The organism is Faecalicatena orotica (assembly GCF_003149245.1).
GTDB lineage: Bacteria > Bacillota > Clostridia > Lachnospirales > Lachnospiraceae > Faecalicatena_A > Faecalicatena_A orotica.
Genome location: NZ_QGDL01000015.1, coordinates 98,405 through 124,884 on the forward strand (window position 1 = coordinate 98,405; position 26,480 = coordinate 124,884).

23 protein-coding genes are annotated in these 26,480 nt (G+C 45.8%); 18 read left to right on the top strand and 5 right to left on the bottom strand.

Going from position 1 to position 26,480, the window contains the following annotated elements; genetic code table 11:
* Positions 1-116 precede the first annotated feature (116 nt).
* Genes A8806_RS21085 through A8806_RS21100 form a run of 4 tightly spaced genes read left to right on the top strand, consistent with a single transcriptional unit; the run spans position 117 to position 3,829 of the window.
* Positions 117-1,016 (top strand): DUF2156 domain-containing protein, encoded by a 900-nt coding sequence (locus A8806_RS21085; RefSeq protein WP_109733149.1) that lies wholly within the window; start codon positions 117-119, stop codon positions 1,014-1,016.
* Between the two features lie 33 nt (positions 1,017-1,049).
* A complete protein-coding gene (locus tag A8806_RS21090; RefSeq protein ID WP_109733150.1) occupies positions 1,050-2,237 on the top strand; it encodes a pyridoxal phosphate-dependent aminotransferase in 1,188 nt (395 codons plus the stop codon).
* A gap of 10 nt (positions 2,238-2,247) precedes the next feature.
* Positions 2,248-3,306: a histidinol-phosphate transaminase gene (gene hisC / locus A8806_RS21095; protein ID WP_109733151.1), complete on the top strand. Its 1,059-nt coding sequence runs from the start codon at positions 2,248-2,250 to the stop codon at positions 3,304-3,306.
* A 13-nt stretch (positions 3,307-3,319) separates the two neighbouring features.
* Positions 3,320-3,829, top strand: coding sequence for a COG2426 family protein (locus tag A8806_RS21100; protein WP_109733152.1), 510 nt, complete (start codon positions 3,320-3,322; stop codon positions 3,827-3,829).
* A gap of 61 nt (positions 3,830-3,890) precedes the next feature.
* Here A8806_RS21100 and A8806_RS21105 read toward each other — a convergent pair whose 3' ends face one another.
* On the bottom strand, positions 3,891-4,220 hold the full coding sequence (locus A8806_RS21105; RefSeq protein ID WP_242996217.1) for a helix-turn-helix domain-containing protein: 330 nt from the start codon (positions 4,218-4,220) through the stop codon (positions 3,891-3,893).
* 243 nt (positions 4,221-4,463) lie between these two features.
* Between A8806_RS21105 and A8806_RS21110 the strand changes: the two genes are divergently transcribed.
* The 3 genes from A8806_RS21110 to A8806_RS21120 all read left to right on the top strand — a co-directional run bounded on the left by A8806_RS21110 (position 4,464) and on the right by A8806_RS21120 (position 10,535).
* Positions 4,464-4,922 (top strand): hypothetical protein, encoded by a 459-nt coding sequence (locus A8806_RS21110; RefSeq protein WP_109733154.1) that lies wholly within the window; start codon positions 4,464-4,466, stop codon positions 4,920-4,922.
* A gap of 67 nt (positions 4,923-4,989) precedes the next feature.
* Positions 4,990-6,051: a flavodoxin-dependent (E)-4-hydroxy-3-methylbut-2-enyl-diphosphate synthase gene (gene ispG / locus A8806_RS21115; protein WP_109733155.1), complete on the top strand. Its 1,062-nt coding sequence runs from the start codon at positions 4,990-4,992 to the stop codon at positions 6,049-6,051.
* A complete protein-coding gene (locus A8806_RS21120) occupies positions 6,039-10,535 on the top strand; it encodes a PolC-type DNA polymerase III (RefSeq protein ID WP_109733156.1) in 4,497 nt (1,498 codons plus the stop codon). The genes ispG and A8806_RS21120 overlap by 13 nt, the downstream gene beginning before the upstream one ends.
* Before the next feature lie 147 nt (positions 10,536-10,682).
* Here A8806_RS21120 and A8806_RS21125 read toward each other — a convergent pair whose 3' ends face one another.
* Genes A8806_RS21125 through A8806_RS21140 form a run of 4 tightly spaced genes read right to left on the bottom strand, consistent with a single transcriptional unit; the run spans position 10,683 to position 12,874 of the window.
* Positions 10,683-11,354, bottom strand: coding sequence for a SanA/YdcF family protein (locus A8806_RS21125; RefSeq protein ID WP_109733157.1), 672 nt, complete (start codon positions 11,352-11,354; stop codon positions 10,683-10,685).
* Between the two features lie 24 nt (positions 11,355-11,378).
* Positions 11,379-11,651 carry an ArsR/SmtB family transcription factor gene (locus A8806_RS21130; protein WP_109733158.1) on the bottom strand — a complete coding sequence of 91 codons (273 nt, stop codon included), beginning with the start codon at positions 11,649-11,651 and terminating at the stop codon, positions 11,379-11,381.
* A gap of 37 nt (positions 11,652-11,688) precedes the next feature.
* The gene (locus A8806_RS21135; protein ID WP_109733159.1) at positions 11,689-11,934 is read right to left on the bottom strand and encodes a thioredoxin family protein; all 246 of its coding nucleotides are present in this window, start codon (positions 11,932-11,934) and stop codon (positions 11,689-11,691) included.
* A 10-nt stretch (positions 11,935-11,944) separates the two neighbouring features.
* The gene (locus A8806_RS21140; protein WP_109733160.1) at positions 11,945-12,874 is read right to left on the bottom strand and encodes a CobW family GTP-binding protein; all 930 of its coding nucleotides are present in this window, start codon (positions 12,872-12,874) and stop codon (positions 11,945-11,947) included.
* A gap of 219 nt (positions 12,875-13,093) precedes the next feature.
* On the opposite strand from A8806_RS21140, the gene glyA reads away from it, so the two are divergent.
* From glyA to A8806_RS21195, 11 genes are all read left to right on the top strand, one after another.
* Positions 13,094-14,329, top strand: a complete 1,236-nt coding sequence (gene glyA / locus A8806_RS21145) for a serine hydroxymethyltransferase (protein ID WP_109733161.1) — start codon at positions 13,094-13,096, stop codon at positions 14,327-14,329.
* A 387-nt stretch (positions 14,330-14,716) separates the two neighbouring features.
* Positions 14,717-15,790 carry a zinc-binding dehydrogenase gene (locus tag A8806_RS21150; protein WP_109733162.1) on the top strand — a complete coding sequence of 358 codons (1,074 nt, stop codon included), beginning with the start codon at positions 14,717-14,719 and terminating at the stop codon, positions 15,788-15,790.
* Between the two features lie 11 nt (positions 15,791-15,801).
* Complete coding sequence (locus A8806_RS21155) at positions 15,802-16,485, top strand: beta/alpha barrel domain-containing protein (RefSeq protein WP_109733163.1); 684 nt, start codon at positions 15,802-15,804, stop codon at positions 16,483-16,485.
* Positions 16,486-16,536: 51 nt separating this feature from the next.
* Positions 16,537-17,910, top strand: a complete 1,374-nt coding sequence (locus A8806_RS21160) for an MFS transporter (protein ID WP_109733164.1) — start codon at positions 16,537-16,539, stop codon at positions 17,908-17,910.
* A 62-nt stretch (positions 17,911-17,972) separates the two neighbouring features.
* A complete protein-coding gene (locus A8806_RS21165; RefSeq protein ID WP_109733165.1) occupies positions 17,973-19,028 on the top strand; it encodes an NAD(P)-dependent alcohol dehydrogenase in 1,056 nt (351 codons plus the stop codon).
* Positions 19,029-19,061: 33 nt separating this feature from the next.
* Positions 19,062-19,901, top strand: coding sequence for a class II fructose-bisphosphate aldolase (locus A8806_RS21170; RefSeq protein WP_109733166.1), 840 nt, complete (start codon positions 19,062-19,064; stop codon positions 19,899-19,901).
* Complete coding sequence (locus A8806_RS21175; RefSeq protein ID WP_109733167.1) at positions 19,894-20,877, top strand: carbohydrate kinase family protein; 984 nt, start codon at positions 19,894-19,896, stop codon at positions 20,875-20,877. The genes A8806_RS21170 and A8806_RS21175 overlap by 8 nt, the downstream gene beginning before the upstream one ends.
* Positions 20,878-20,913: 36 nt before the next feature.
* Positions 20,914-21,903 (top strand): NADH-dependent methylglyoxal reductase, encoded by a 990-nt coding sequence (gene ydjG / locus A8806_RS21180; RefSeq protein WP_109733215.1) that lies wholly within the window; start codon positions 20,914-20,916, stop codon positions 21,901-21,903.
* A 165-nt stretch (positions 21,904-22,068) separates the two neighbouring features.
* Positions 22,069-22,827 carry a DeoR/GlpR family DNA-binding transcription regulator gene (locus A8806_RS21185; protein WP_109733168.1) on the top strand — a complete coding sequence of 253 codons (759 nt, stop codon included), beginning with the start codon at positions 22,069-22,071 and terminating at the stop codon, positions 22,825-22,827.
* Positions 22,828-22,954: 127 nt separating this feature from the next.
* A complete protein-coding gene (locus tag A8806_RS21190; protein ID WP_242996218.1) occupies positions 22,955-24,310 on the top strand; it encodes a dicarboxylate/amino acid:cation symporter in 1,356 nt (451 codons plus the stop codon).
* A gap of 856 nt (positions 24,311-25,166) precedes the next feature.
* Entirely contained in the window at positions 25,167-26,477 is a 1,311-nt protein-coding gene (locus A8806_RS21195) for a phenylacetate--CoA ligase family protein (RefSeq protein WP_109733169.1), read from the top strand.
* The last annotated feature ends 3 nt before the right edge of the window (positions 26,478-26,480 follow it).

A 26,480-nucleotide genomic window follows, 5' to 3' on the forward strand; every position in this document is an offset into this window, starting at 1 on the left:
ATGTGTTATACTATCAAAGTATGTAATTTTTATCTTGAAAAAAGATAAGATAATAATCGATATGCAGAGACGTATCTGATTCAGAAAAACTAACATTCAGAAAGAGAAGGACAGGAATGGAAGATATAATATTTAAGAGGCCGGAGCTGGAAGATAAGGAGATCATAGATTCTTATTTTGCAAAAGCGCCAAGCAGGAGCTGCGAGAGAACATTTGATAATGTATATCTCTGGTCCCGGCATTACCATGTGAAGTACGCAGTTGTAAAGGATGCATTGATTTTTCAGGATGACGAGGCTGGACTCGCCTTTGCTTATCCGGCAGGGGAGCCTGAGTGTGTTAAGAATGCGCTAGAATTCCTTGATAAATATAGCCAGGAGAAGGGATATCCGTTAAAACTATATAATGTGACCGAAGAGAACTTCGCACAGCTGGAATCCTGGTATCCCGGTGAATATCAGGTCGAATACGTGCGGGATGTGGCTGACTATGTCTACGAATCTGAGAAGCTGGCGACGCTGGCAGGCAAGAAGCTGCATAGTAAGAGGAACCATATCAATAAGTTTAAGTCAATCTACCCAAACTGGAGCTATGAAAAGCTGACAGATGAAAATCAGGAAGAATGTTTCCAGATGGCATTGAAATGGAGAAATCAGAACGGATGTAATGATGATCCCGATAAAAATGCAGAGATGTGCGTGACGCTTAATTCCATCAGATTATATAAGGAATTAGGGCAGACGGGGGGCATTATCAGGATAGACGGAAAAATTGCCGCATTTGCAATCGGTGAACCGATCTGTGACGATACCTTTGTCGTACACATTGAGAAGGCATTTCCTGAGATCGACGGCGCTTATACGATGATTAACCAGCAGTTTGTGCTGCATGAGTGTATGGACTACAAGTATGTGAACCGGGAAGACGATGCCGGGTCAGAAGGCCTGAGAAAGGCAAAGCTGTCTTATAAACCGGCGTTTATGGTGGAAAAAGGCATTGTAACAAGGAAACAGTAAAAGCAAAATAAATTAAGAAACGGAGAGAAAGCAATGATTTCAAAAAAAATGGAAAATATGGTCGCAAACAGTTCAGCAATCCGTGCAATGTTCGAAGAAGGCAACCGCCTGGCAGGGATTTATGGTGCAGAGAATGTATATGATTTTAGTCTCGGCAATCCGAACGTACCGGCACCTGAGGCTGTGAAGACTGCAATCAGAGAACTTCTGGATGAAGAGAACCCGGTTGTACTACACGGATATACAAACAGCAATGCAGGGTATGAGGATGTGAGGCAGGCTGTTGCAGATTCTGTAAACGAAAAATTTGGAACGAATTTTGGTTCCAAAAATATTACGATGACAGTCGGTGCGGCAGGCGGGCTGAATGTGATTCTGAAATCACTGCTGAATCCCGGGGACGAAGTGATCGCTTTTGCACCATATTTCGGCGAATACAGAAGCTACACAAACAATTATGACGGAGTGCTTGTGGAGATTTCCCCAAATACCGGGACATTCCAGCCAAAGCTGGAGGAGTTCGAAGAAAAGATCACAGCGAAAACAAAGGCAGTTATTGTGAATACACCGAACAATCCGACAGGTGTTGTCTATTCTGAGGAAACAATCAAAAGGATGGCAGCCATTATGGAAGCAAAGCAGAAGGAGTTTGGCACAGAAATCTATCTGATCTCTGATGAGCCTTACAGAGAACTGGCTTATGACGGCGTGGAGGTTCCGTATCTGACGAAATATTATGCGAATACGATAGTTGGCTATTCTTACAGCAAGTCACTTTCCCTCCCGGGAGAACGGATCGGATACCTTGTTATCCCGGATGAGGCCGCTGACAGTGAGAAGCTTATCAGCGCAGCAAATGTAGCAACCAGGATTCTTGGTTTTGTAAATGCCCCGACCCTTCAGCAGAAGGTCGTAAAGAAGTGTCTGGGAGAGAAGACTGATATTTCTTATTATAACAGAAACCGTGAGACACTTTACAATGGCCTGAAAGACCTTGGATTTGAATGCATCAAGCCGGAAGGCGCTTTTTACTTATTCGTAAAATCACCGGTAGCTGACGAAAAGGAATTCTGTGCGGCAGCGAAAAAATACAATATTCTGATTGTACCGGGAAGCTCCTTTGCGTGCCCTGGATATGTGCGGCTTGCATACTGTGTATCTTACGAAACGATTGTAAACTCTCTGCCGAAGTTTGCAGAACTGGCAGCGGAGTATAAATAGGAGTCAGAAAATGGAATTAAACCCAAAGATTTTAGAAAATATCCGCAAAGTCGAGCCATATGTTCCCGGAGAACAGCCGCAGAACAGAGTCATCAAATTAAATACCAATGAAAACCCGTATCCACCGGCGCCCGGAGTCGTTGAAGCAGTAAGGAATATGGATGTGGACCGCTTTAGGCTGTATCCCGACCCGACTGCCTCTTCTCTCGTGAATGCACTCTCTGAGTACTATGGAGTAGGAGAAGACCAGGTGTTTGTCGGAGTAGGTTCTGACGACGTACTGTCTATGTGCTTCCTGACCTTCTTTAACTCAGATAAACCGGTCCTGTTTCCGGATATTACATACTCTTTCTACAAGGTCTGGGCGGAATTATACAGGATTCCTTATGTATGCCCTGAAGTAGATGAGGGATTTCGCATCAGGAGAGAGGATTATTACAGGGAGAACGGGGGGATCATTTTCCCGAACCCGAATGCACCTACAGCGATTTATGAGGAACTAGATTTTGTGGAGGATATCGTCAGCCGCAATCAGGATGTCATTGTCATTGTAGATGAGGCATATATTGATTTTGCGGGCAGGTCTGCACTGGAGCTTCTGGACAAATACAAGAACCTTCTGGTCGTACAGACATTTTCCAAGGCAAGGTCTATGGCCGGGATGCGCATCGGCTATGCGATTGGTGCGCCGGAATTGATCAAATACCTGAATGATGTGAAATATTCATTCAATTCTTACACCATGAACCAGCCGTCGCTTGTCTATGGTGTGGAAGCCGTGAAGGATAAGGCATATTTTGAAGAGACAGTGGGCAGAATTATTGAGACAAGAGAGTGGGCCAAGAAAGAACTCAAAGAACTGGGATTTGTATTCCCGGATGCAAAAGCGAACTTTATCTTTGCGACCCACCCCGAATATGATGCGAAAGAGCTGTTTGAAGCCCTGAAGAAAGAAAATATCTATGTCAGATACTGGGGCAGCAGGAGGATAGAACAATACCTGCGTATCACGATAGGCACAAGAGAAGAAATGGAAGAGCTTTTCAGCTTTTTGAAAAGATATAAATAGGAGAGTATAATATATGAAAGAAGCTTTAATTGATTGGTTTGTAGTGAATCTGGGGGGAAAAGTAAGCAAAGAATTTATTGTATTCCTCATTTCTATGGTTCCGATTCTGGAACTCCGCGGAGGCTTGCTGGCAGCCGGACCGGCTATATTGGATGTTGCAAAATGGCAGGCAATACCGATATGTATCATAGGAAACCTGATTCCGATTCCATTCATACTGCTGTTAATTACGAAGATTTTTGACTGGATGAAAGGCACGAAGAAGCTGCGGCCTATGGTAGAAAAACTGGAAGCAAAAGCTATGAGCAAAAGTGGCAGGATTGAGAAGTATGAATTCTGGGGACTCGTGCTCTTCGTGGGAATCCCGCTCCCGGGCACCGGGGCATGGACAGGTTCGCTGATAGCGGCACTTCTGGGAATCCGTTTCCGGAAAGCTTTCCCGGCTATTGTACTTGGCGTGCTGATAGCGGCATTTATCATGACGATACTGTCCTATACGGTAATCGGTGGAATTCTGGGCTAGATGGTATTTTGACTGGTATTGCGAAAGGCATTGTACATCACACCCGATGTACAGTGCCTTTTTATGCTTCATCATTTACAAAAATGGACACCAGATGTTCCAGAGAATCACAACAGAATTTCCTGAGATCCGGAGAGAGCCGGGAGTAACTTGTTAAAAGCCTTTTTTCTGATTCCGTAGGTATATACTGCAAGGGATCCCCGCTGAATTCCGAACCGGTCAGCAGGTAATCCACAGAAACGTGGAAGAAACCGGCGATCTGCAATAAGCGCTCATAATCGGGCTGCTTCCCCTTGGTTTCATATCCTGCTATCGTGGAACGTGTTACACCAAGCTCTTTGGCCAGAGCTTCCTGTGTGATAGCTTTTTCTTCTCTTAATTTTTTTAACATGGCTGCGAACCTCATATGGCACCTCCCTGATTTTGGAATATTTTACCAGTTAGTTATAATTAATTGACGTTTTGTGTTGAAAATCAACAAAATAAACATTTATGTGTCAGATCGCCACATATTGAATACTGTTTACAGGTTTTCCAGGGACGGTAACACACATTGCTGTGTAAGTGATACCCGTTGACATGGCTCCTGAAAATTCGTATAATGAAATAGAGGAAATAGAAGGGAAGATAATGCATGATTGCAAAGAATAACGAAGAGAAGAGAAATCAAATCTGGAGGGCTATAATGGCGGTTTCTACAGTGCTGATTATCATTATTGCAGCTTTTTTTGTAGTGAAGCTGTTTACAGCGAATCCACTCGAAGGTAAATGGAGCCATCAGGACAGCAGTCTTGTGCTGACTGTGAAGAGCGGCGGAACAGCCGTTGCCGCATGGCCGGGTGAATTCGAAGGAGCGGGCGTGGCAGTCAATATGGAGTACAGCATTGATAAAGAAACCAAGACCTTCACCTTACGTGTAACAGATGAAGCCATACAGAAAGCGGCAGATGCTTCAGACGGCGCTGTGACGGCAGAGGGCCTGAGTTCAGCAGTGAATACACTGGAGGCCACCTATGATTATAATATTGAGAATAAGGAACTGACCCTGACGGACAGGGAATATGGGAATCCGATGGTATTTGATAAGGAATAGCAGATAAACAGGGAATGTATTCCCTGTTTATTATGTTATTAGTTTCCATGAGAAAAGGAGCAGGCGTATGGAGGAATTAAGAAAGAAGACAAAAGAAGTCAGAATTGGTGATGTCATAATCGGAGGCATACATCCAGTCGCGATTCAGTCCATGACGAATACGAAGACAGAGGACGCGGCTTCAACAGTGGCACAGATCTTAAAACTGGAGGCAGCCGGATGTGAGATTATCCGTTGTGCAGTTCCTACGATGGAGGCCGCAGAGGCGTTAAAGGAGATCAAAAAGCAGATCCACATCCCTCTGGTCGCAGATATACATTTTGATTACAGGCTGGCTATTGCAGCCATTGAAAACGGTGCGGACAAGATCCGTATTAATCCGGGGAATATCGGGAGTGAAGAGCGCTTACGGGCAGTGGTTGATAAGGCAAAAGAACGTAATATCCCGATCCGTGTCGGCGTTAACAGCGGTTCTCTGGAAAAACCGCTGCTTGAAAAGTATGGCGGTGTTACGGCAGAAGGGATTGTAGAAAGTGCCCTGGATAAGGTCAGAATGATTGAGGATATGGGGTATGACAATCTGGTTGTGAGCATCAAGTCTTCCGATGTCATGATGTGTGTCAAGGCACATGAACTGATTGCAAAAGAATGTCCGTATCCTCTGCATGTCGGTATTACAGAGGCGGGAACCGTATATTCGGGAAATGTAAAGTCTTCGGCAGGGCTGGGAATTATACTGTATGAAGGCATCGGCAATACGATCCGTGTATCCCTTACCGGGGATCCTCTGGAGGAGGTCAAGACAGCGAAGCTGATTCTGAAGACTCTGGGGCTGAGAAAGGGCGGCATTGAAGTCGTATCCTGTCCGACCTGCGGCAGAACAAAGATTGATCTGATCGGGCTTGCCAATCAGGTAGAAACGATGGTTGCAGATATCCCGCTGGATATCAAAGTTGCGGTTATGGGCTGTGTCGTGAACGGGCCCGGAGAAGCAAAGGAAGCGGATATTGGGATTGCCGGCGGTCAGGGAGAAGGTCTCCTGATTAAAAAGGGTGAGATCGTCAAAAAAGTGAAGGAAGAAGAACTTTTGGAAACATTACGACAGGAGTTGTTAAATTGGAAAAGATAGGAAATGCAAAGAGTTTCTTTGTAGTGTTCCCTACACTGAAGGTGGAAGAGGACATCCAGCTGCTGTTTGAAGATGTGGAGGTAGAGAAGATTACGACGAATTCGAAGCGTGATTTTCTTCGCGTCCACATTTTCAGCCGCCATCTGATCCAGAAGAAACACATCTGGCAGATGGAGCAGAAGATCAAGGAACAGCTCTTTGGAGATACTAAAATCAAAATTGGAATTGCAGAGAAGTATTCCTTGTCAGAACAGTATACGGTGAAAACGCTGATGATAGAGTACAGGGATAGTATTGTACAGGAATTAAAGCAGCAGAGTGTACTCGCTTCGAATATGTTTGAGCAGGCAAAGATGAGTTTTGAAGGCCGGGAGATCATGTATCTGGAAATGCTGGATACGATCGTCTCAGAAGGCAGGAAGGACTATATCGTTGACCTGCTCCACGATATTTATGACAACCGGTTCCATATAAAAGCAGATATCAGGGTTACATACTGCAAGGCAGAAAAGGGAGATGACACCCGTAAGTATGACGAACAGCGGATCCAGCAGGAGATCAATGCTATCTTTGAACGGCGTGCGAAGCAAAAAGGCGAGGAGCCTGCAGATGACGGGAAATCCAAAGAGAAGCAGGAGAAGAAGCAGGACAGCTCCAATGAGAAGAAGGGGGATTTCAAGAAGGATTTCAAGAAGAAAGACTTCTACAGGCCGCTGAAGCAGGGGGATGACCCGAGCCTGATTTACGGTAAGAATTTTGATGACGAGCCGATTACCCTGGATCAGGTAGTGACAGAGATGGGTGAGATCACGATCCACGGCAAGATTATCAACTTTGATACCCGTGAGATCAGAAATGAAAAGACGATTCTCATGTTTGCAGTCACAGATTTTACCGATACGATTATGGTCAAGATGTTTACGAGGAATGACCAGCTGCCGGATCTGCTCGGAGATCTGAAGAAGGGGGTTTTTGTCAAGATCAAGGGAGTCACCACGATCGATAAGTTTGACGGGGAGCTGACAATCGGTTCTGTGACAGGGATCAAGAAGAGCGGTGACTTTACTGTTTCCAGACAGGACTTAAGCCCGCAGAAAAGAGTGGAACTGCACTGCCATACAAAGATGAGCGACATGGACGGCGTTTCTGAGGTTAAGGATATTGTAAAAAGGGCGCATGACTGGGGGCACCCGGCCATTGCGATTACCGACCACGGAATTGTACAGTCTTTCCCGGATGCGAATCATTTTATCGAGACACTGCCCAAAGATGATCCATTTAAAGTGATCTACGGCGTGGAAGGGTATGTTGTGGATGACCTGACGGAGATTGCCGTGGGAGCGGGAGACGAAAGACTGGATGACACGTATATCGTGTTTGATATTGAGACGACCGGGTTTAGCGCCATCAAAGACAAGATTATCGAGATCGGTGCAGTGAAAGTGACCGGCGGTGAGATCGTGGACCGTTTCAGCACATTTGTCAATCCAAAGAGACCGATCCCTTTTGAAATCACACAGCTGACAAGTATTACAGATGAGATGGTCATTGGCAGCCCGGATATTGAAACAATCCTGCCGGAATTTCTCGCGTTTGCAAAAGGCGGCGTGCTCGTTGCCCACAATGCCGGATTTGATGTCGGTTTTATCGAACAAAACTGCCGGTATCAGGATATCGAGTTTGATTTTACATATGTGGATACAGTGGCTCTGGCGCGTGTGCTTTTGCCGACACTGTCCAAGTATAAACTGAATGTGGTAGCGAAGGCTCTGGGAATATCACTGGAGAACCACCACAGGGCCGTGGATGATGCAGCGGCAACGGCGGAGATTTTCGTGAAATTCGTGGAGATGCTTAAGGAACAGAATATCACCACCTTAAAGGAAATGAACCAATTCGGAGACATGAATCCAAATGCGATCCGCAAGATGCCGACCTATCATATCATCATACTGATTGAAAATGATATCGGACGTTATAATCTGTATAAACTGATATCAGATTCGCATCTTGTTTATTATGCGAGACGCCCCAGAATTCCGAAGAGTGTCTTAAACCAGCACAGAGAAGGCCTGATTATCGGGAGTGCCTGTGAGGCGGGAGAGCTGTATCAGGCGATTTTGAATAAAAAGTCTTCCGAGTCGATTGCAAGGCTGGCTGATTTCTATGATTACTATGAAATCCAGCCCCTTGGAAACAACCAGTTCATGGTGGAGAGCGAGAAATATCCGGACATTGAAACTATCGTGGACCTACAGGAGATCAACAGGGAGATCGTAGAACTGGGTGAGAAATTTAAAAAGCCGGTGGTAGGAACCTGTGACGTACATTTCCTGGACCCGGCGGATGAAGTGTACCGCCGTATCATCATGGCGGGCAAAGGCTTCAGCGATGCAGATAACCAGGCACCGCTCTACCTGAGAACGACGGAAGAAATGCTGAGTGAGTTTGAATATCTGGGGTCGGCCAAGGCAAGAGAAATCGTCATCGACAACCCGAATAAGATCTGCGATATGATTGAAAAGATATCCCCGGTTAATCCGAGCAAATGCCCGCCTGTTATTCCGAACTCGGAGCAGGACCTGAGGGATATCTGCTATAACAAGGCACATGAGATTTACGGGGAGGACCTGCCGGTACAGGTATCGTCCCGTTTGGAGAAAGAGCTGAACTCCATCATATCCAATGGATATTCCGTTATGTATATCATTGCGCAGAAACTGGTATGGAAGTCCAATGCCGATGGATATCTGGTAGGTTCCCGTGGATCAGTAGGGTCTTCATTCGTAGCAACAATGTCAGGAATCACGGAAGTAAATCCGCTGAGTCCGCACTATTACTGTTCTAACTGCCATTACAGCGATTTTGAATCAGAAGAAGTAAGGGCCTATGCGGGAGGCTGCGGCTTCGACATGCCGGATAAAAACTGTCCGAACTGCGGGGAAAAGCTGCATAAGGATGGTTTTGATATTCCTTTCGAAACATTCCTTGGATTCAAGGGAGATAAGGAGCCTGATATTGACCTGAATTTCTCGGGAGACTATCAGTCGAAGGCTCATAAGTATACAGAGGTTATCTTTGGGGAGGGGCATACCTTCAAGGCAGGAACGATCGGAACACTGGCCGATAAGACAGCCTATGGTTATGTCAAGAACTACTACGAAGAGCGCGAGATGAGGAAACGCCGGTGCGAGATTGAGAGGATTTCAGTCGGGTGCACTGGAATCCGGCGAAGTACGGGACAGCATCCCGGCGGTATCGTCGTACTGCCTCATGGTCATGACATCAATGAGTTTACACCGGTCCAGCACCCGGCCAATGATATGACAACGGACATTATTACGACACACTTTGACTACCATTCTATTGACCATAACCTGCTGAAGCTCGATATTCTCGGCCATGATGATCCGACCATGATTAAGACGCTGGAGGAGTATATTACATCCGATGCAATGGAGAATGAATACAATGAGGAACACCCATTTGTTGCAACGAATATTCCACTGGATGATAAGAAGGTGCTTTCTCTGTTCCACGATACGAGTGCGCTCGGGATAAAGCCAGAGGATATTGATGACTGTAAGCTTGGCTGTCTTGGAATACCGGAGTTCGGTACGGACTTCGTAATCCAGATGGTTCAGGATGCAAAACCACAGTCCCTTTCCGACCTGATCCGGATTTCCGGTCTGTCCCACGGGACGAATGTATGGCTCGGCAATGCACAGGAACTTGTAAAGTCCGGAAAGGCGACGATTTCAACCTGTATCTGTACCCGTGATGATATTATGATCTATTTGATCAACCAGGGCGTGGACAGTGCGCTTTCCTTTACAATTATGGAAAGTGTGCGTAAAGGAAAGGGCCTGAAGCCGGAATGGGAAGAGGCAATGGCGGAGAAAAACGTCCATGACTGGTATGCATGGTCCTGTAAGAAGATCAGCTACATGTTTCCGAAGGCACATGCTGCCGCATATGTCATGATGGCATACCGGATTGCCTACTGTAAGATCAACTACCCGCTTGCATATTACGGGGCGTATTTCGGCATCCGCGCAAATGCGTTTTCTTATGAAATCATGTGTCAGGGGAAAGAAAAGCTGAATTATTACATGAAGGATTATAAAAAGAGGATCGATTCCCTAACCAATAAGGAACAGGATGTTCTCAAGGATATGAAGATCGTGCAGGAAATGTATGCAAGAGGGTATGAATTTACTCCTCTGGATATTTACAAGGCGAAGGCAACGAAGTTCCAGATTGTGGACGGTAAGCTGATGCCGCCGCTGTCCAGTATAGAAGGGATGGGAGATAAAGCGGCCGAGGCCGTGGAAGACGCAGCAAAGGACGGACCATACCTGTCACTGGATGACTTCCGGCAGAGGACAAAAGTCAGTAAAACGGTTATCGACCTCATGGCTGACCTCGGATTATTCGGGGACCTGCCGCAGAGCAATCAATTATCGCTGTTTGATTTCGGGTAGATGGGGGCGCTTCGCGTACTGAACACCGCGGCGGCCGTTGGACGGTACATGCTGCTGCGGATACAGGGCGCTTCGCTAAGCAGCCGTAAGAGAAAAACAGGCGGATTATAGGGCACCGAACGCATTTACCGTATAATCCGTCTGTTTTTAATCATTTGTTATGTTGCCGTTTCCGTTTACGGGGATAGTGTCGCCCAGGTAGGTTGGTTTGGGTTTGTAGATGGAGGTTAGGAAGTCTTTGTTGCGGGCGAGGATTTCGCGGAGGTCACGGTAGGTCTGGCCGCCGTAGGTTTTTGTGTCGGCGGGGACTCCCAGGGCCTGGAGGCTGAGTGCTTCGGCTGTGTAGAGCGCCCTGTAAAGGTGGTACTTCTGGGTGACGATTACGATGTTTTGGGCCTGAAAGATGTCACGGGCGCGGTAAAGGCTCTCGTAAGTCGAGAAGCCGGCGTGGTCCATGAAGATGTCTTCCGAGGGAACTCCTTTGTCAATGGCATAGTCCTTCATGGTCTGTACTTCATCGTAGTCTTCGCGGCTGTGGTCCCCGCTCATTAAAAGCTTGGGGGCCGCTCCTGATTTATAGACTTCAATTGCGGTATCAAGACGGTCTTTGAGCATAGGCGTGGGCGAACCGTCAGCACGGATACCCGCTCCTAGAACTAAAATACAGTCGGCATGAATCGTGGAATCCGTATGTCCCTTCGTAACCAGCCTGTCCTTTGCAGACCTCACAACATAAAAATTAATTCCCAGCATAATAGCCGTACCAACTAAAAAAATTACTACAAGAATCTTCAGTATACTCATACTCCATCTCTTCATTCAAATACCTCCGTACGAAAAGCTTTATATCTTAATTTGGTTTAACAGTGTTTTTGCGTATTCGACCCCGTCCGGGCTTATCGAGTAATGTGTCCACTTTCCCTCTCTGCGGCCTGTTACAATTCCGGAATCGCATAATATCTTCATGTGGTGTGATAGAGTGGACTGGCCTATATTCAATTCCTCCAACAATTTGCAGGCACACTTCTCGCCATTTTGAAGCAGTCCTAAAATAGTAAGCCGGTTTGCGTCGCAGAAGGCCTTAAATACCCTTGCCCTTTTTTCGTTTTCTGTCAATGCGGACCCCCCTTTCAAGATAGCAATATAAAAGTTCTCATTTGTCAGTGTTTCCGCTAAGTATGCTTAAAAGGCTTTTGACATCAGGAACCCGTCCGGTGATAACAATCTTCCCGTCTACCATCAATGCCGGAGTTAACATCACGCCTAACCTGACGATGTCCATTAACTCTTCTACTTTTTCGATATTAGCTGTTATTCCAAGTTCATTAACTGCCTGCTGAACATTTTGATATAGTCTGTTGCATTTTTCGCATCCTGTTCCGATTACTTTAATTTCCATAATTACGACCTCAATTCTTTAGCTTCATTGGGAGAGAGACAATCTCTTTCCAGGCATTATCGATACTTCTAATTACTTTTGGACCTATTTTAGACAGGAAGACAATCTGTGAGAACTCATGCGGAGAACAAGTCTTATAGTCAATGAGTTTTTCGACGACGTCCACCTGATTCCAGCCGCTGTCTAGTTTAAAAAAGCCCTTGATCCGATAACAGTCGGGCAAAACGCGCTGCAAAAATGTTGTAAAAACCTCTTGATTAATCGTTTCATTACATTCTAAAGAAATGGTTTTTGGTTTGTTTTCTTCTGAATTTAAAGAATCTTCACACGAAGCCCACTGGAGAGAAGTTAAATCTTCTTCTAATAGTGACAAGTCGATCATTCCATTCTTACAGGTGGTTATTCTGCAAATAGGGTTCACTTTACGAACAGCAGTTATTACTTTTTCCAGCTGTGTTGCGTCAACTAAGTCAACCTTGTTAATTACTGCCATATTACAGTGAGCCAGCTGCCGGTCAACTGTTTCAATATCATCCATCTGGCCAAGAAAATTAACACTGTCGATAAGACATACAACTCCTTGAAAGCGATAGACATCACCTGCAAGCAAACGTGTGGCTTCAAGAATTTCTTCGATATTTGAAGGATCGGCAAGTCCCGAACTTTCAACAAACACAGTATCTAAATCAAGCTTCCCCATTTCCGCCAGAGCCTGTACAAAAGAGAGCTTAAGACAGGAGCAAAAAATGGAACCTCTGTTTATTTCGGTCATTTCAATTCCATTGCGATGAATAATCTCACCATCGATTCCCAGCTTCCCAAACTCATTTTGAATAATGCCGATTTTTTCATTAGAGATATTATTTAGTAAGTGCAGCAGAAGTGAAGTTTTTCCGGCCCCCAAAAAACCTGTAAGGACATATAATTTTTTTTGTGTCATAATATGAAACCTCCGTTCAGAAATGTATTTTTGCAGTCGTTCAGGCTTATTTCTTTTCCTTATTATATTTCTTAAATCGAAAAATATCAATATGAAAATCCCGCCTCCTTTAATTACATATGGATTTCTGCCGGTCTCTGTGCTATAATGTCCCCAATGACTTATCCGGCGGCTTATACTGCCGGGAAAATGCTAATTGATTCATGGAGGGAAAGGACTATGTACGATTTCGAGGAAATCAAGAATGAAGATGTTGAAGTTGCAAATGCAATACAGGCAGAGATGGAAAGACAGAATTCACACATCGAGCTGATTGCTTCTGAGAACTGGGTCAGCAAAGCTGTCATGGCAGCTATGGGAAGCCCGATGACGAATAAATATGCAGAGGGTTATCCGGGAAGAAGATACTACGGCGGATGCCAGTGCGTTGACGTGGTTGAGAACCTTGCAAGAGAGAGGGCGGAAAAGCTTTTCGATTGTGAGTATGCAAACGTACAGCCGCACTCCGGGGCCCAGGCGAATCTTGCAGCGATGTTTGCAATGGTGGAGCCGGGAGACAAGATCCTTGGCATGAATCTGGATCACGGCGGACACCTGACCCACGGTTCACCGGTCAACATCTCAGGAAAATACTTTGATTTTGCAGCTTATGGCGTAAATGATGAAGGCGTGATAGATTATGACAAAGTGCTCGAAGTCGCAAAGGAACACAAGCCAAAGCTGATCATCGCAGGAGCGAGCGCCTATGCAAGAACCATTGATTTCAAGAGATTCCGTGAGATCGCGGATGAGGTCGGCGCATATCTGATGGTAGATATGGCACATATCGCCGGGCTGGTGGCAGCAGGCGTACATCCGAGTCCAATCCCTTATGCCCATGTTACGACAACGACTACACACAAGACTTTAAGAGGACCGCGGGGCGGAATGATCCTCTCCAGCAACGAGATGAACGAGAAGTTTAACTTCAATAAGGCAGTATTCCCGGGAACGCAGGGAGGCCCTCTGATGCACGTGATCGCGGCAAAAGCGATCTGTTTCAAAGAAGCACTCCAGCCGGAATTCAAGACATATCAGGAGCAGATCGTGAAAAATGCCCAGGCATTGTGTAAAGGACTTCAGAGCCGCGGAATCAAGATTGTTTCAGGCGGAACAGATAACCATCTGATGCTCGTGGATTTGACAGAGAACAATGTCAGTGGAAAAGAACTGGAAAAACGTCTGGACGAGGCGCATGTAACCTGTAACAAGAACACGATCCCGAATGATCCAAGATCTCCTTTTGTAACAAGTGGCGTCAGACTTGGTACACCCGCTGTAACAACCCGCGGAATGAAAGAAGAAGACATGGATAAGATTGCCGAGATCGTTGCAATGGTAATCGCTGACGAAGCGAATGTTGAAAAAGCAAAATCAATGGTGGCCGAACTTACAGCTAAGTACCCGCTTATTTAACCAAATAGGGGAAATACGCCCGCAATTATGTTACAGAGATATAAGCGGCAGATTTTAAATGTTCGAAAAATATAATAAAGAAGAAATCAGAAGACGCAGGATGCAATTTATCCTGCGTCTTTTGATTTCTTGGAAAACAAAGCAATAAAAGTGTAAAAACAAGATAAAATCTGTAAAACAGAAATATTAATGGTGAATATAGACAAAAAGAAGACTTTATATTTGTGAAACAGTAATAAAAATCTGTGAAAACAACATAAAATGTTTGACTTACAAAAAATATTGATGTAATATGTACTCATAAAACAAGTGAACAAATCACTTAACATTTCGGCCGAAATGTAAAACCTATAAACCAAAAACCTATGAAAGTATGGAGGCATTAGAATGAAAGCATTAGCAAGATATGGAAAAGAATTTGGCGGTTACAGAATGATTGATGTTCCAGAGCCGGAATGCGGACCGGAAGATATTATTATCGAAGTGAAGGCCGCTGCAATCTGCGGGGCAGACATGAAGCACTATAAAGTTGACAACGGGTCAGATGAGTTCAACTCAGTACGTGGTCATGAATTTGCAGGAGAGATTGTCAAGGTTGGTGAAAAGGTTACTGACTGGAAGGTCGGACAAAGAATCGTATCAGACAACAGCGGGCATGTATGCGGCGTCTGCCCGGCATGTGAACAGGGAGATTTCCTCTGCTGTGAAGAAAAGGTAAACCTTGGTCTGGACAATAACCGCTGGGGCGGCGGATTCACGAAGTACTGCAAGATACCGGGAGAGATCCTGAGAATCCATAAACATGCAATCTGGGAAATCCCGGAGGGGATTAAATACGAAGAAGCGGCTGTCCTTGATCCAATCTGTAATGCCTATAAAGCAATCGCGCAGCAGGCCCATCTGCTTCCGGGACAGGATGTAGTGGTATTTGGAACAGGCCCGCTTGGTTTATTCTCCGTACAGATGGCACGTATCATGGGAGCGGTTAACATCGTAATGGTTGGTCTTCAGGATGATACAAAAGTACGCTTTAAAGTAGCAGAAGAACTAGGGGCAACCCATTGTGTGAACGGGTCAACGGAAGATGTTGTTGCAAGATGCCAGGAGATCTGCGGAAGAGACAATCTCGGACTGGTAATCGAGTGCTCAGGAGCAAACATTGCATTGAAACAGGCACTTGAAATGACAAGGCCTAATGCAGAGATCGTCCGCGTCGGAATGGGATTCAAGCCTCTGGAATTTTCCATCAACGATATTACATCATGGAACAAGAGCATCATCGGACATATGGCTTATGACTCCACATCATGGAGAAATGCAATCCGCCTGCTTCAGAAAGGTGAGATCAAGGTTCAGCCGATGATCACACACCGCATCGGACTTTCCGAATGGGAAAAAGGATTCGATGCAATGGTATCTAAAGAAGCAATCAAGGTAATCATGACATATGATTTTGACTAATGGAGGACACGATGAGAGATAGACTTTTAGTTGCGCCATCGATGGGGTGCTGTGACCTGTTCCGTATGGAGGAGCAGGTAAAGTTCATCGATTCAAGGGCTGACTTTTTACATATGGATATCAAAGACGGGAATTATGTTAAGACATTTGGAATCGGACCGGACTTTATGGCATATTTGAAACCGCATGTGAAGACGCCGATGGATGCACACCTTATGGTAAAGCACCCGCAGGATTATATTGAGGCTTGTGCAGAGGCAGGGGCAGCCTACATTACACCTCACACAGACTGTATCGAAAGCGACGCATTTGTGACAATCAACAAGATCAGGTCCTTGGGGTGCAAAGCCGGAATCGCTTTGAATCCGGCGGCTCCGCTGGAAGCCATCCGTTATTATCTGCCGCTTCTTAGTAAGGTGACAATTATGATCGTGGATGCCGGATATGCGGGCCAGAAGGTGATTGAACAAATGTATGATAAGATCCGCACCCTTGTTAAGTGGCGTGAGGAGATGGGACTGAAGTTCCTGATTGAAGCAGACGGGTCTATGAACTGGGACGTATACCAGTTACTATATGATGCAGGCGCGGACGTTGTTGTGTTAGGGCCTCCGGCATTATGGAACAAGAGTAAAGATATCCGGAAAGCATGGGAGATTATGGAAGCGGAGATCAAAGTAGAGAAGAAGATATAAGACAACAAAAATGAGAAATGGTATCGAAGGAGATATCAGGAGGGTGTGAAAATGGATAAAAAACGAAATGTAAACATTGGCGCAAGGCTTGACCGCCTGCCAAACTCTTCATGGCACATCAAAATGTGGCTTGTTACGGCCTTCGCGCTTTTAGTCTGCTGGTCTAATGGTATCGGCGGTGCGGTGCAGAACATTCTGCTCAATGAGATCCACTGGCTGGAGCCGGGGTCTAAACTGCTGGCTATGTGGAGTACCACGTATACCGCAGGGCAGCTGTTCGGAGCTTTGATCGGGGGACCGATCGGCGATAAGATCGGCCGTAAGAAAAGTATTCTTTTATATGAAGTAATACATATCATCGCCATGATCGGCGGTGCGGTTTCACCGAATATCTATGTACTTTATGTATTCAGACTGATACAGGGACTCGGACTCGGGGCACTTTTAGTCGTTCTTTTTGCAGGATTTACAGAGTATGTTCCAGGCAGAAACAGGGGGACATGGTCAAGCCGTACCTCTTTCATCGGCAACTGGGCACATCCAATCTGTAATGGTATCGCACTTCTGGTTGTTTCAACCGGCGTCAGCTACGCCATGAACTGGAGAATCCAGTTTATGATTCCGTCCGTATTGTCCATCATTGCAAGTATTCTGGTAGCAAAGAAGTTCCCGGAATCACCAAGATGGCTGGAAGCACAGGGAAGAGTTGACGAAGCAGATGAGCTTATGACAAAGATCGAAAAAGAAATCGAGGCGGCTACAGGAAAACCACTGCCAGAAGTAACAGAAGAACCAAAACAGGTGAAGCAGCTCCCATATTCAGCATTATTTAAAGGCAAACTTTTGAGAAGAACCATTGTAGGCTCCCTCGTATTAATCGGTATGAATACGATCCAGTATACCTTGATGAACTGGATGCCTTCCATGCTCTCATCATTAGGGTTTGATACATCCCAGTCCCAGTTCATGACAATGTTCGGACTGTTCGGGGCGCCTTTCGGAATCTTTATTGCATCACTGATTATGGATAAAATCCCGCGTAAGGCGATGGGGGTGGTTCTTCTGGCAATCATGGCAGTCTTCGGGATTATCACAGGAAGACAGAGTTCTATGGGAGGACTGATTCTCTGGACATTCCTGCTCAATACAGCGATTTATATGTATGTCTGCTATGCATCTGCAGTCTATGTGCCGGAAATGTGGCCGACATCAGCAAAACTATCCGGTTCCGGATTCAGTAACGCAATGGGACGTGTCAGCAATATCTTTTTCCCATTCCTTGTAACATACGTGGCAAACAGTGCAGGGGCGAACGGAGTATTTATACTGATCTCCGTTGTGGCAATTATTATAGCAGTAAGCATTCTGTTCCTGGGAATTGAAACCAGGGGAGAATCTGTAGAGGATATTGGAAACATCGACTAAACCGGTAAATTCCCGGTGTCTGGTGAAGTCAGGCGCAGGGTTACATAACAGGAGGTTATATCATGAATAATTCAGAAGCGATATTGGTAACACCGAAGCAGTTTGAGATTCAGGAGTGTCCCATTCCACAGCCAAAGGACCATGAAATCCTGATGAAAGTTGAATATGTGGGGATGTGCGGATCAGATATCCACGGATTCGAATTCGGACCATTTATTCCACCCAAAGATCCAAACCAGAAGATCGGGCTGGGCCATGAAGTGGCAGGTGAAGTTGTGGGCGTTGGCGCCGCAGTCACAAGATTTAAGGTCGGTGACAAGGTTTTGATCGAACCAGGCGTGCCGGATGACACCTGTGAATATTGCCGCGGCGGCCGTTATAATATCTGCCCGGGAGTAGACTTTATGGCCACACAGCCTAATTATAAGGGGGCACTGACGCAGTACATGACACATCCCGAAGAATGGACCTACCATATTCCAGAGGGAATGACCACTTTGGAAGGCGCACTGGTAGAACCGGCAGCAGTCGGCATGCATGCGGCCATGTTAGGCGGGGCACAGGTAGGAAAAAGCATTGTCATCCTCGGGGGCGGGACAATCGGGCTTATGGTCCTGCAGGCGTGCTTAAGCCTTGGCGCGACTGATATCACAGTTGTAGATGTGATTGAGAAACGGCTGGATTTAGCAAAAAAACTTGGTGCAAAGCGGGTTATTAACGGAAAAGCTGAGGATACCGTTGCCGTACTGCGATCAAAAGAGCTTTATGGCGATCATGGTGTGGAGCTTGTGTTTGAAGCGGCAGGCTCAGCATTTACAGCACAGCAGGCAGTGCAGCTTGTGGCACGCGGCGGCAAGATCATGATGGTAGGCACACAGTCCGCCCCTGTTCCGATTGATTTCCTCAAGATCAACCGTGAAGTTACCATCCAGACAGCATTCAGGTACTGCAACAACTTCCCACAGACAATCGAAGCGATTGCCACAGGAAAGTTCAATGTGAAAGATATGGTTACAAATATTTATGATTACAAGGATGTACAGAGAGCATTCACAGAAGCTATTGATCCGGTCAAGAAGAATGATATGGTCAAGGGTGTTGTAAAAGTAGCAGATTAATTGATTCTATGAAACCGTGAGAAGGAGAAAACTATGTTATCAGATATCAGATATTGGGAAAATAAAGCGAGAAAAGGCCACTATGCGATTCCGCATTTTAACGTGTGGAATGCAGAAATGCTGATGGGGGTAATCGATGCGGCAGAAGAACTGCGTGCTCCGATCATCATCTCTTTTGGTACAGGATTTACAGGAAACACATCTTTCGAGGACTTCTGCTACATGATGGATTCTATGGCTAAGAATGCGACAGTACCGGTGATAGAGCACTGGGACCACGGCCGCAACATGACTATCCTGCAGAATGCGGTTAACCACTGCATGAATTCCGTTATGCGTGACGCTTCCGCACTTCCATATGAAGAAAACGTTGCGGAGATCAAGAGATGTGTCGATTATTTCCATGCATATAACATCCCTGTCGAGGCAGAACTTGGCCATGTGGGAAATGAGACCGTATATGAGGAGGCACTGTCAGATTACCAGTATACAGATCCGACAAAAGCAAAGGAATTCGTCGAGAGAACGGGATGCGATTCTCTGGCTGTTGCCATAGGTAATGTCCACGGCGTATACTCTTCAGAGCCGGAACTGGCTTTTGATGTGCTTGAGAAAGTTGCCAGTGAAGTTGATGTGCCGCTTGTACTGCACGGCGCTTCAGGAATCGGAGATGAGGATATCAAGAAGGCAATCTCGCTTGGAATCGCAAAGATCAACATTCACACGGAGCTTTGCCAGGCTGCGATGGAAGCAACGAACGCCCATAAAGATGAGCCGTACTTATCTGTACAGCGTGAGGTAAGAAAAGCGGTCAAAGAGCGTGCAATGTATAAAATCAAACTGTTCGGTGATGATGGAAGGGCTGATGAATAAAGTGGATAAGAAATTAGATGTCATAATCATAGGGGCGGCGATCGTTGATCTGCCGCTGAGACCGGTAAGTAAAGAAGTGTTTGATGTGGTCTCTTATCCGGTGGACGGCATTACGATGACGATCGGCGGAGATGCACTTAATGAATCAACGATTATTACAAGGCTCGGCCACAGGGTCGGCTTAATGAGCTGTATCGGTGTAGATGTACCAGGATGGTTTGTCATCGATCATTGTAAATCCAACAATATAGATACTACATATATCAAACAGGACCCGGAGAAGGTAACTTCTATTAATGTAGGCCTTGTGGCAGCAGACGGAGAACGGACCTTTATTACGAACAGGCAGGGAAGCCTGTGGAAGTTCTGCTATGAGGATTTGGACATGTCTGCACTAAAAGATGCCAGAATACTATCGTTTGCGAGTATTTTCAATAATCCTTTATTTGACAACAAGGCTCTTGTCTCTGTCTTTTCGAAGGCAAAAGAAGAAGGAATGATCATCTGTGCAGACATGGTTTCCCCGAAACTGGATGAGAAGCTTGAAGATATCAGAGAAGCACTAGGGTATATCGATTATTTCTTCCCGAATTTCGAGGAGGCATGTGAGCTGACAGGCGAGACAGAAGAAGACAGGGTTGCTGATGTGATATATAACTGCGGCGTTAAAAATGTCATCATGAAGATTGGAAAACGAGGATGTTACATCCGAAATGCAGAAGGCTCCATGATCGTGCCCGCATGTAAGGGAGTTACAGCGATTGATACGATCGGTGCAGGTGATAATTTTGCATCAGGCTTTATCACTGCTCTTTTGGAAGGGAAGGAACTGCGTGAATGTGCAGTTTATGCAAACTGTACGGCAGCAGTCTCGGTCCAGTATGTCGGTGCGACAGGCGGTGTAAAGAATAAGCAGATGGTAGATGACATGCTGGCTAAATACCGTGAAGACTATAAACAGCAGATAAACGAATAAGAAGAACGCTTCACAGCAGGAAAGGAAGTAATGGATATGAAAACAATGAAGCTTGGCAGGACAGGTATGGACATTTCAAGAATCGGCCTTGGGACATGGTCGATCGGCGGGGGCTCCGCATGGGGCGGTGATCATGATATGCAGGTTGTCGTTGATACAATCAGGGAAGCACCAAAGCTAGGGGTAAATCTGATCGACACGGCACCGGGTTATAATTTTGGCAATAGTGAGAAGATCCTCGGGAAAGCATTGGAAGGAATGAATCGGGAAGATGTTGTTATCATTACAAAGTGCGGTGTCATATGGGACCAGGAAATGAAAGGGGACCTTTTTAACAAGGTAAACGGCATCCAGCTTTATAAGAATCTGAACAGTGCGTCAGTGAAAAAAGAAATCGAAGAATCACTGGAACGCCTCGGGACAGATTATATTGATGTATACATGACACACTGGCAGGCCATAGAAGGAACAGAATATTTTGTACCGATCCAGAAGACAATGGATGTATTAAACGACTTAAAAGCACAGGGGAAAATCAAGGCAATCGGAGCAGCTAATGTGGACATACACCATATTGAGGAATATCTGAAGTGGGGCCAGCTGGATATTGTCCAGGCAAAATATTCCATACTGGACCGCGGCATTGAAGACGAAATTATTCCATGCTGCCGCGAGAACGGTGTGACCATTCAGGCATACTCCCCATTGGAGATGGGACTTCTGTCCGGCACGATGCCAAGGGACTACAAACCGGTTGGCGCCCAGATACCGAAAAAATGGTTCCAGCCGGACAATATGCAGGCGGCAATGGATATGATGGAACAGTGGAAACCGCTCTGCGAGAAATATAATTGTACGATTGCGAATCTTTCCCTTGGCTGGATACTCGCACAGGGGGATTTCCTGAATCTGCTGAGTGGTTCCACAACGGTAGACCAGATTGCGGAAAATGTGAAGTCTGCAGAGCTTGAACTTGACCCGAAGGATGTCCAGCTTATGCGTGAGACGGCAGAGGCGCTTGGCTAAGGCCAGACACTCCAGATTTTTTGTACAGATATGATTTGTTGAAAACAGAAGAAAAAACTTTGAACTCAAAAAGAAATCATGTTAGTATAAAAGAAAGAAATAAAACTCTGACATACCAAACCAGCATTAAAATCCGGTATGCAGATTTTGACAAGGAGTGTTAGGATGGCTGCAAAAGACAGGTTAGAACTAATAAAAAACATGATACAAACAGAAAAGAAAGTAGTCGTATCAGAGTTAAGCTCAATTTTTGGCGTGACAGAAGAGACAATCAGGCGTGACCTTGAAAAGCTGGAAAATGAGGGCATTCTAAACCGTACATTTGGCGGTGCGGTACTGAATATTGAAAATCAAAGAGAGGGCATTCATTTTTATCAAAGAGCCGGGATTCACATTGAAGAAAAGAAAAAAATGGCGATTGCATTTGCACCTATGCTTAAGGATAAGGTAACAATTGCCGCGGATGCGAGTACGACCGTTATGGAGGTGGTTAAATTAATCCCTAACAGCAGAGATATTACGCTCCTCACAACATCAACCGCGATCTTCAATGAAATGGCGAATACAGATATACATTTACTTTCCACCGGAGGGGCATTTAACCGGAGTACACTTTCTCTTCAGGGGTCAGTGGCGAAAGAAAACGTGAAAAAGTATCATGTTGACCTGCTTCTGATCAGCTGCAAGGGGATTGACATGGAGTACGGCATTATGGATTCAAAGGAAACCGAGGCCGAAGTGAAGAAGACCATGTCAGGGCAGGCCAGGGAAGTTGCGCTGTTTGTTGATCACTCGAAATTTGATAAAAGGGCATTTGCCCATCTGCTGGACTTTTCCGAGATTAACTATCTGGTAACGGATAGGAAACCGGATGACAGGTGGGTCGAATTCTGTGAAAATAATCAGATTACATTGGTTTATTAGTACATTGCTATATACGATGTGCTGGATCAAAGAATGGAATCCTGTGAATGCAAATCAAAAGATATGCAGACACAGGATTTTTATTTTAGAAAATAACTCTGGTTTACACAATACAGGAGGTTATAGAATGGGAGAGAACCAAAAGAAAAAGCCCATGACCATTATGAAGAAAATGGTTATAGCATTATTCGGGGGACTGGCACTGGGAATTGTTTTCCTGCTGATCCGTGAATCCCTGACGGCCAATGGGCAGGACCATATATGGCAGGTAATAAACAGGATTCTGTTTCAAGATATTACGAAAGAGGACAGTTTCAAATCAATAGGAATTTTTTACATCATAGGGCAGCTGTTTATGCAGGGACTGCAGCTGGCGATTGTGCCGCTTGTATTAGTATCACTCAGCCTTGCATTATGCAGCATGTCAAATCCGGAAAAGCTTGGTAAAATAGCCGGCAAAACTTTGCTGTGCTTTGTTTCTTTCTACGCTGTCGGAGCTTTTTGCGCAGGAAGTTTTGCTTACCTGATAAAGACACTGGGCTGGTTTTCCGTTGAACTGCCGGCAGCGGATACATCGTCGGTAGCAACGATGGATTCATACAATCCTCTTGTAACGGTTGTAAATGCCGTTCCAAGCAATATTTTTTCGGTGTTTACCACGAACACCAGCATTCTGGCAGTTGTGGTAGTGGCAGTGATTATCGGCCTGTGCATGAACCTGTTAAGAGAAAAAGCAGACCCGTTAAAAAAAGTACTGGAAAGCCTGAATGAGATCATCAAAGTTTATATGGAGTTCCTGATCAATAAAATCAGCCCGGTGGCGATCTTCTGTATGATCACGAGGACCTTTGCAACATACGGAGTAGAGTATCTGCAGCCGTCACTGACTTACATACTGGCAACAATATTTATCGGACTGCTGCTCGTATTTACTATATACCCGGTCGGAATCTGGCTGACAACCAGACTAAACCCTTTTATATTCATAAAGAAAGTTCTCAAGGTCGGCCTGTTTGCCGCGGCGACAAACTCGTCCGCAGCGACGCTTCCGCTGAACAAAAAAACATGTATCGAAGAACTGGGATGCAGTGAAGAGATAAGCAGCTTCGTACTCCCAACTGGAATGACAATCAACATGAACGGAACCACAGTCATGCATATGATGGCAATCACATTCATAGCCACATCTGCAGGAATCGACATCAGGCCGTCCCATCTGGTACTTGCGGCATTCCTGTCAATCTGCACCGCGATGGGAACCCCCGCAATCCCGGTGGCCGGGACAACGATGGTCTTCGCCGTGCTGAACGGGTTAGGCTTCAACTCTGACCTGTGTATGATCGGCTACGCCCTCGTATTAGCCATGAACTACCCGCCGGGAATGGCCGTCATCACCCTGAACGTCGTAGGAGATGCAGCCACAAACGTAATCATCAACGCAAAAGAGAAAGAGTTGGATAGGGAAATTTATAACAAGCAGTAAATAGGCGGGACGCTGATAGGGATGGAAGCCGCAGGCCTTCCAGCAGGCATTACTTTTTGAAATCCAGACCGCACTGCGAAGGAGTTCTAACAGTCCATAAGACGCCCGGAAGGGCACATCCGGCATGCTGCGAAAAAATTGATATTTTTTCGCTTTAGCCGGGATGAAACTTGATTTGGTGAATCAAGTTTCATCCCTTCCGGGCGTCTTATGGACTGTAAGAACTTCTAATCGCCTGCTAAATGGAATTTCAAAAAGCAACGCCTGCAGGAAGGCCTGCGGCTTCCATCCCTATCAGCTGGTGCATCCAATTTGGCTGGTATAAATTCCCTGTTGGTTCAGACTACCGGATCAGAAATGTCACGTCTATGCAAAAGCCTTCTGGTTTTATAATGGTATGAAGCCCAACCCGGAAACGAATTTTATTGTACTGACTGGATGAACCAAGCGAAGTGGAAGGGCAGGGGGTGGCTGTGGGGGTGTCCTGCTTTTCAAAACTCCATAAAGCGGGTGAATAGAAGTTCTTACCGCGCGAAAGGCGTCAGGGAGGGATGCAGCTTGATTCACCAAATCAAGCTGCATTCCGGTCTAAGGTGAAAAAATATCAATTTTTTCGCCGCATACTGGATGTGCCCTCCCGGACGCCTTTCGCACGGTTAGAACTTCTTCACCAAGCGCTCTGGATTTAGAAAAGCAGGACACCCCCACAGACACCCCCTGCCCTTCCACTTCGCGACCGTTTATCCGCACTGCCACAAATTCATTCTCCAAAAATGAATTTAATGCTTTAACTCGACAAAGTCTTGTGTTATACTGTTTGTTAACGAACGTTTTATGTCGAAGGAGGTTTTAGGGAATGATTTGGGCAAAGGAAGAGACTCTGCCGAGAGCTGAGATCGAGAAAATCCAGCAGGAACGATTGAAGGAAACGGTATCATATATTTATGAACGCGTAGAGCCTTACCGCCGGAAGATGGACGAGGCGGGAGTAAGACCGGAAGATATTCAGACTTTGGATGATTTAAGAAAGATGCCGTTTACATATAAAGCAGATTTCAGGGACCATTACCCGGACGGACTGTTTGCGGTGGATAAGAAGGAAATTGTCAGATATCATGCCAGTTCAGGAACAACAGGAAAGCCTACAGTAGTAGGCTACACGGCCCACGATCTGGATGTATGGCTGAATAATGTGGCAAGGATCGCCTGTATGGGAGGCGCTACATCGGAAGATGTGGCCCAGATATCATTTGGATACGGTACGTTTACAGGTGCGCTGGGACTGCACGGAGGGCTGGAGAAGGTAGGAGCATCTGTCATACCAATGTCATCCGGCAATACGAATAAGCAGATCATGTTTCTGCAGGATATGGGAGTCACACTGTTAGTTGCAACGCCGTCTTATGCACTCCATCTTGGGGAAGTGCTCAGAGACAGGGGGATTGACCCTTCAAAAGATCTGAAGCTGCATATCGGGCTGTTCGGCGGAGAAGGCATGACCGAGCCGATGAGGGATGAGATGCATAAAGTCTGGGGAGACCAGTTTGTTTGTACGCAGAATTACGGCATGAGCGAGCTCTGCGGGCCGGGAGTTTCCGGAGAATGTACGGAACTGTGCGGTATGCATGTGAATGAGGACTGGTTCATTCCTGAGATCATTGATCCGGAGACGGAAGAGGTACTTCCTCCGGGAGAAATCGGGGAACTGGTAATCACTTGTCTGGGCAAGGAGGCCCTGCCATTAGTCAGATACCGTACGGGAGATCTGACGAAACTGATGTATGAGCCATGTAAATGCGGCAGGACAACGGTGCGTATGGCGAACCTGTCAGGGCGTGCAGATGATATGCTCGTAATCAGGGGGGTCAATGTATTCCCGGGACAGATCGAGGAAGTCTTATTCAAGATTGATGAAATCGGACCTCATTATGAGATTCTGGTAGAAAGAAAGAACAGGCTGGATGTCATGACGATTACTGTAGAGCTGATTGATGACAGGCTTCTGGACAGTTATGCTATGCTGAGCGAACTGGAGCAGCGAATTAAGTCTGCACTGAAGTCACAGCTTGGACTCGCAACCCATATCAGGCTGGTTGCACCGAACTCTCTCCAGCGTTTTGAAGGCAAGGCAAAGAGAGTGACTGATTTACGAAAGGATGGTTTATAGAAT

What these genes read in the sequence shown, in the direction of transcription:
- A8806_RS21135 (WP_109733159.1), bottom strand. Translation starts at nt 11,934, where the DNA reads ATGGAAATTAAAGTAATCGGAACAGGATGCGAAAAATGCAACAGACTA.
- A8806_RS21195 (WP_109733169.1), top strand. Translation starts at nt 25,167, where the DNA reads ATGATTTGGGCAAAGGAAGAGACTCTGCCGAGAGCTGAGATCGAGAAA.
- ydjG (WP_109733215.1), top strand. Translation starts at nt 20,914, where the DNA reads ATGAAAACAATGAAGCTTGGCAGGACAGGTATGGACATTTCAAGAATC.
- A8806_RS21125 (WP_109733157.1), bottom strand. Translation starts at nt 11,354, where the DNA reads ATGAAGAGATGGAGTATGAGTATACTGAAGATTCTTGTAGTAATTTTT.
- A8806_RS21110 (WP_109733154.1), top strand. Translation starts at nt 4,464, where the DNA reads ATGATTGCAAAGAATAACGAAGAGAAGAGAAATCAAATCTGGAGGGCT.
- A8806_RS21155 (WP_109733163.1), top strand. Translation starts at nt 15,802, where the DNA reads ATGAGAGATAGACTTTTAGTTGCGCCATCGATGGGGTGCTGTGACCTG.
- A8806_RS21185 (WP_109733168.1), top strand. Translation starts at nt 22,069, where the DNA reads ATGGCTGCAAAAGACAGGTTAGAACTAATAAAAAACATGATACAAACA.
- A8806_RS21175 (WP_109733167.1), top strand. Translation starts at nt 19,894, where the DNA reads ATGAATAAAGTGGATAAGAAATTAGATGTCATAATCATAGGGGCGGCG.
- A8806_RS21140 (WP_109733160.1), bottom strand. Translation starts at nt 12,874, where the DNA reads ATGACACAAAAAAAATTATATGTCCTTACAGGTTTTTTGGGGGCCGGA.
- A8806_RS21150 (WP_109733162.1), top strand. Translation starts at nt 14,717, where the DNA reads ATGAAAGCATTAGCAAGATATGGAAAAGAATTTGGCGGTTACAGAATG.
- A8806_RS21165 (WP_109733165.1), top strand. Translation starts at nt 17,973, where the DNA reads ATGAATAATTCAGAAGCGATATTGGTAACACCGAAGCAGTTTGAGATT.
- A8806_RS21100 (WP_109733152.1), top strand. Translation starts at nt 3,320, where the DNA reads ATGAAAGAAGCTTTAATTGATTGGTTTGTAGTGAATCTGGGGGGAAAA.
- A8806_RS21090 (WP_109733150.1), top strand. Translation starts at nt 1,050, where the DNA reads ATGATTTCAAAAAAAATGGAAAATATGGTCGCAAACAGTTCAGCAATC.
- A8806_RS21160 (WP_109733164.1), top strand. Translation starts at nt 16,537, where the DNA reads ATGGATAAAAAACGAAATGTAAACATTGGCGCAAGGCTTGACCGCCTG.
- glyA (WP_109733161.1), top strand. Translation starts at nt 13,094, where the DNA reads ATGTACGATTTCGAGGAAATCAAGAATGAAGATGTTGAAGTTGCAAAT.
- ispG (WP_109733155.1), top strand. Translation starts at nt 4,990, where the DNA reads ATGGAGGAATTAAGAAAGAAGACAAAAGAAGTCAGAATTGGTGATGTC.
- A8806_RS21105 (WP_242996217.1), bottom strand. Translation starts at nt 4,220, where the DNA reads ATGTTAAAAAAATTAAGAGAAGAAAAAGCTATCACACAGGAAGCTCTG.
- A8806_RS21085 (WP_109733149.1), top strand. Translation starts at nt 117, where the DNA reads ATGGAAGATATAATATTTAAGAGGCCGGAGCTGGAAGATAAGGAGATC.
- A8806_RS21190 (WP_242996218.1), top strand. Translation starts at nt 22,955, where the DNA reads ATGGGAGAGAACCAAAAGAAAAAGCCCATGACCATTATGAAGAAAATG.
- hisC (WP_109733151.1), top strand. Translation starts at nt 2,248, where the DNA reads ATGGAATTAAACCCAAAGATTTTAGAAAATATCCGCAAAGTCGAGCCA.
- A8806_RS21170 (WP_109733166.1), top strand. Translation starts at nt 19,062, where the DNA reads ATGTTATCAGATATCAGATATTGGGAAAATAAAGCGAGAAAAGGCCAC.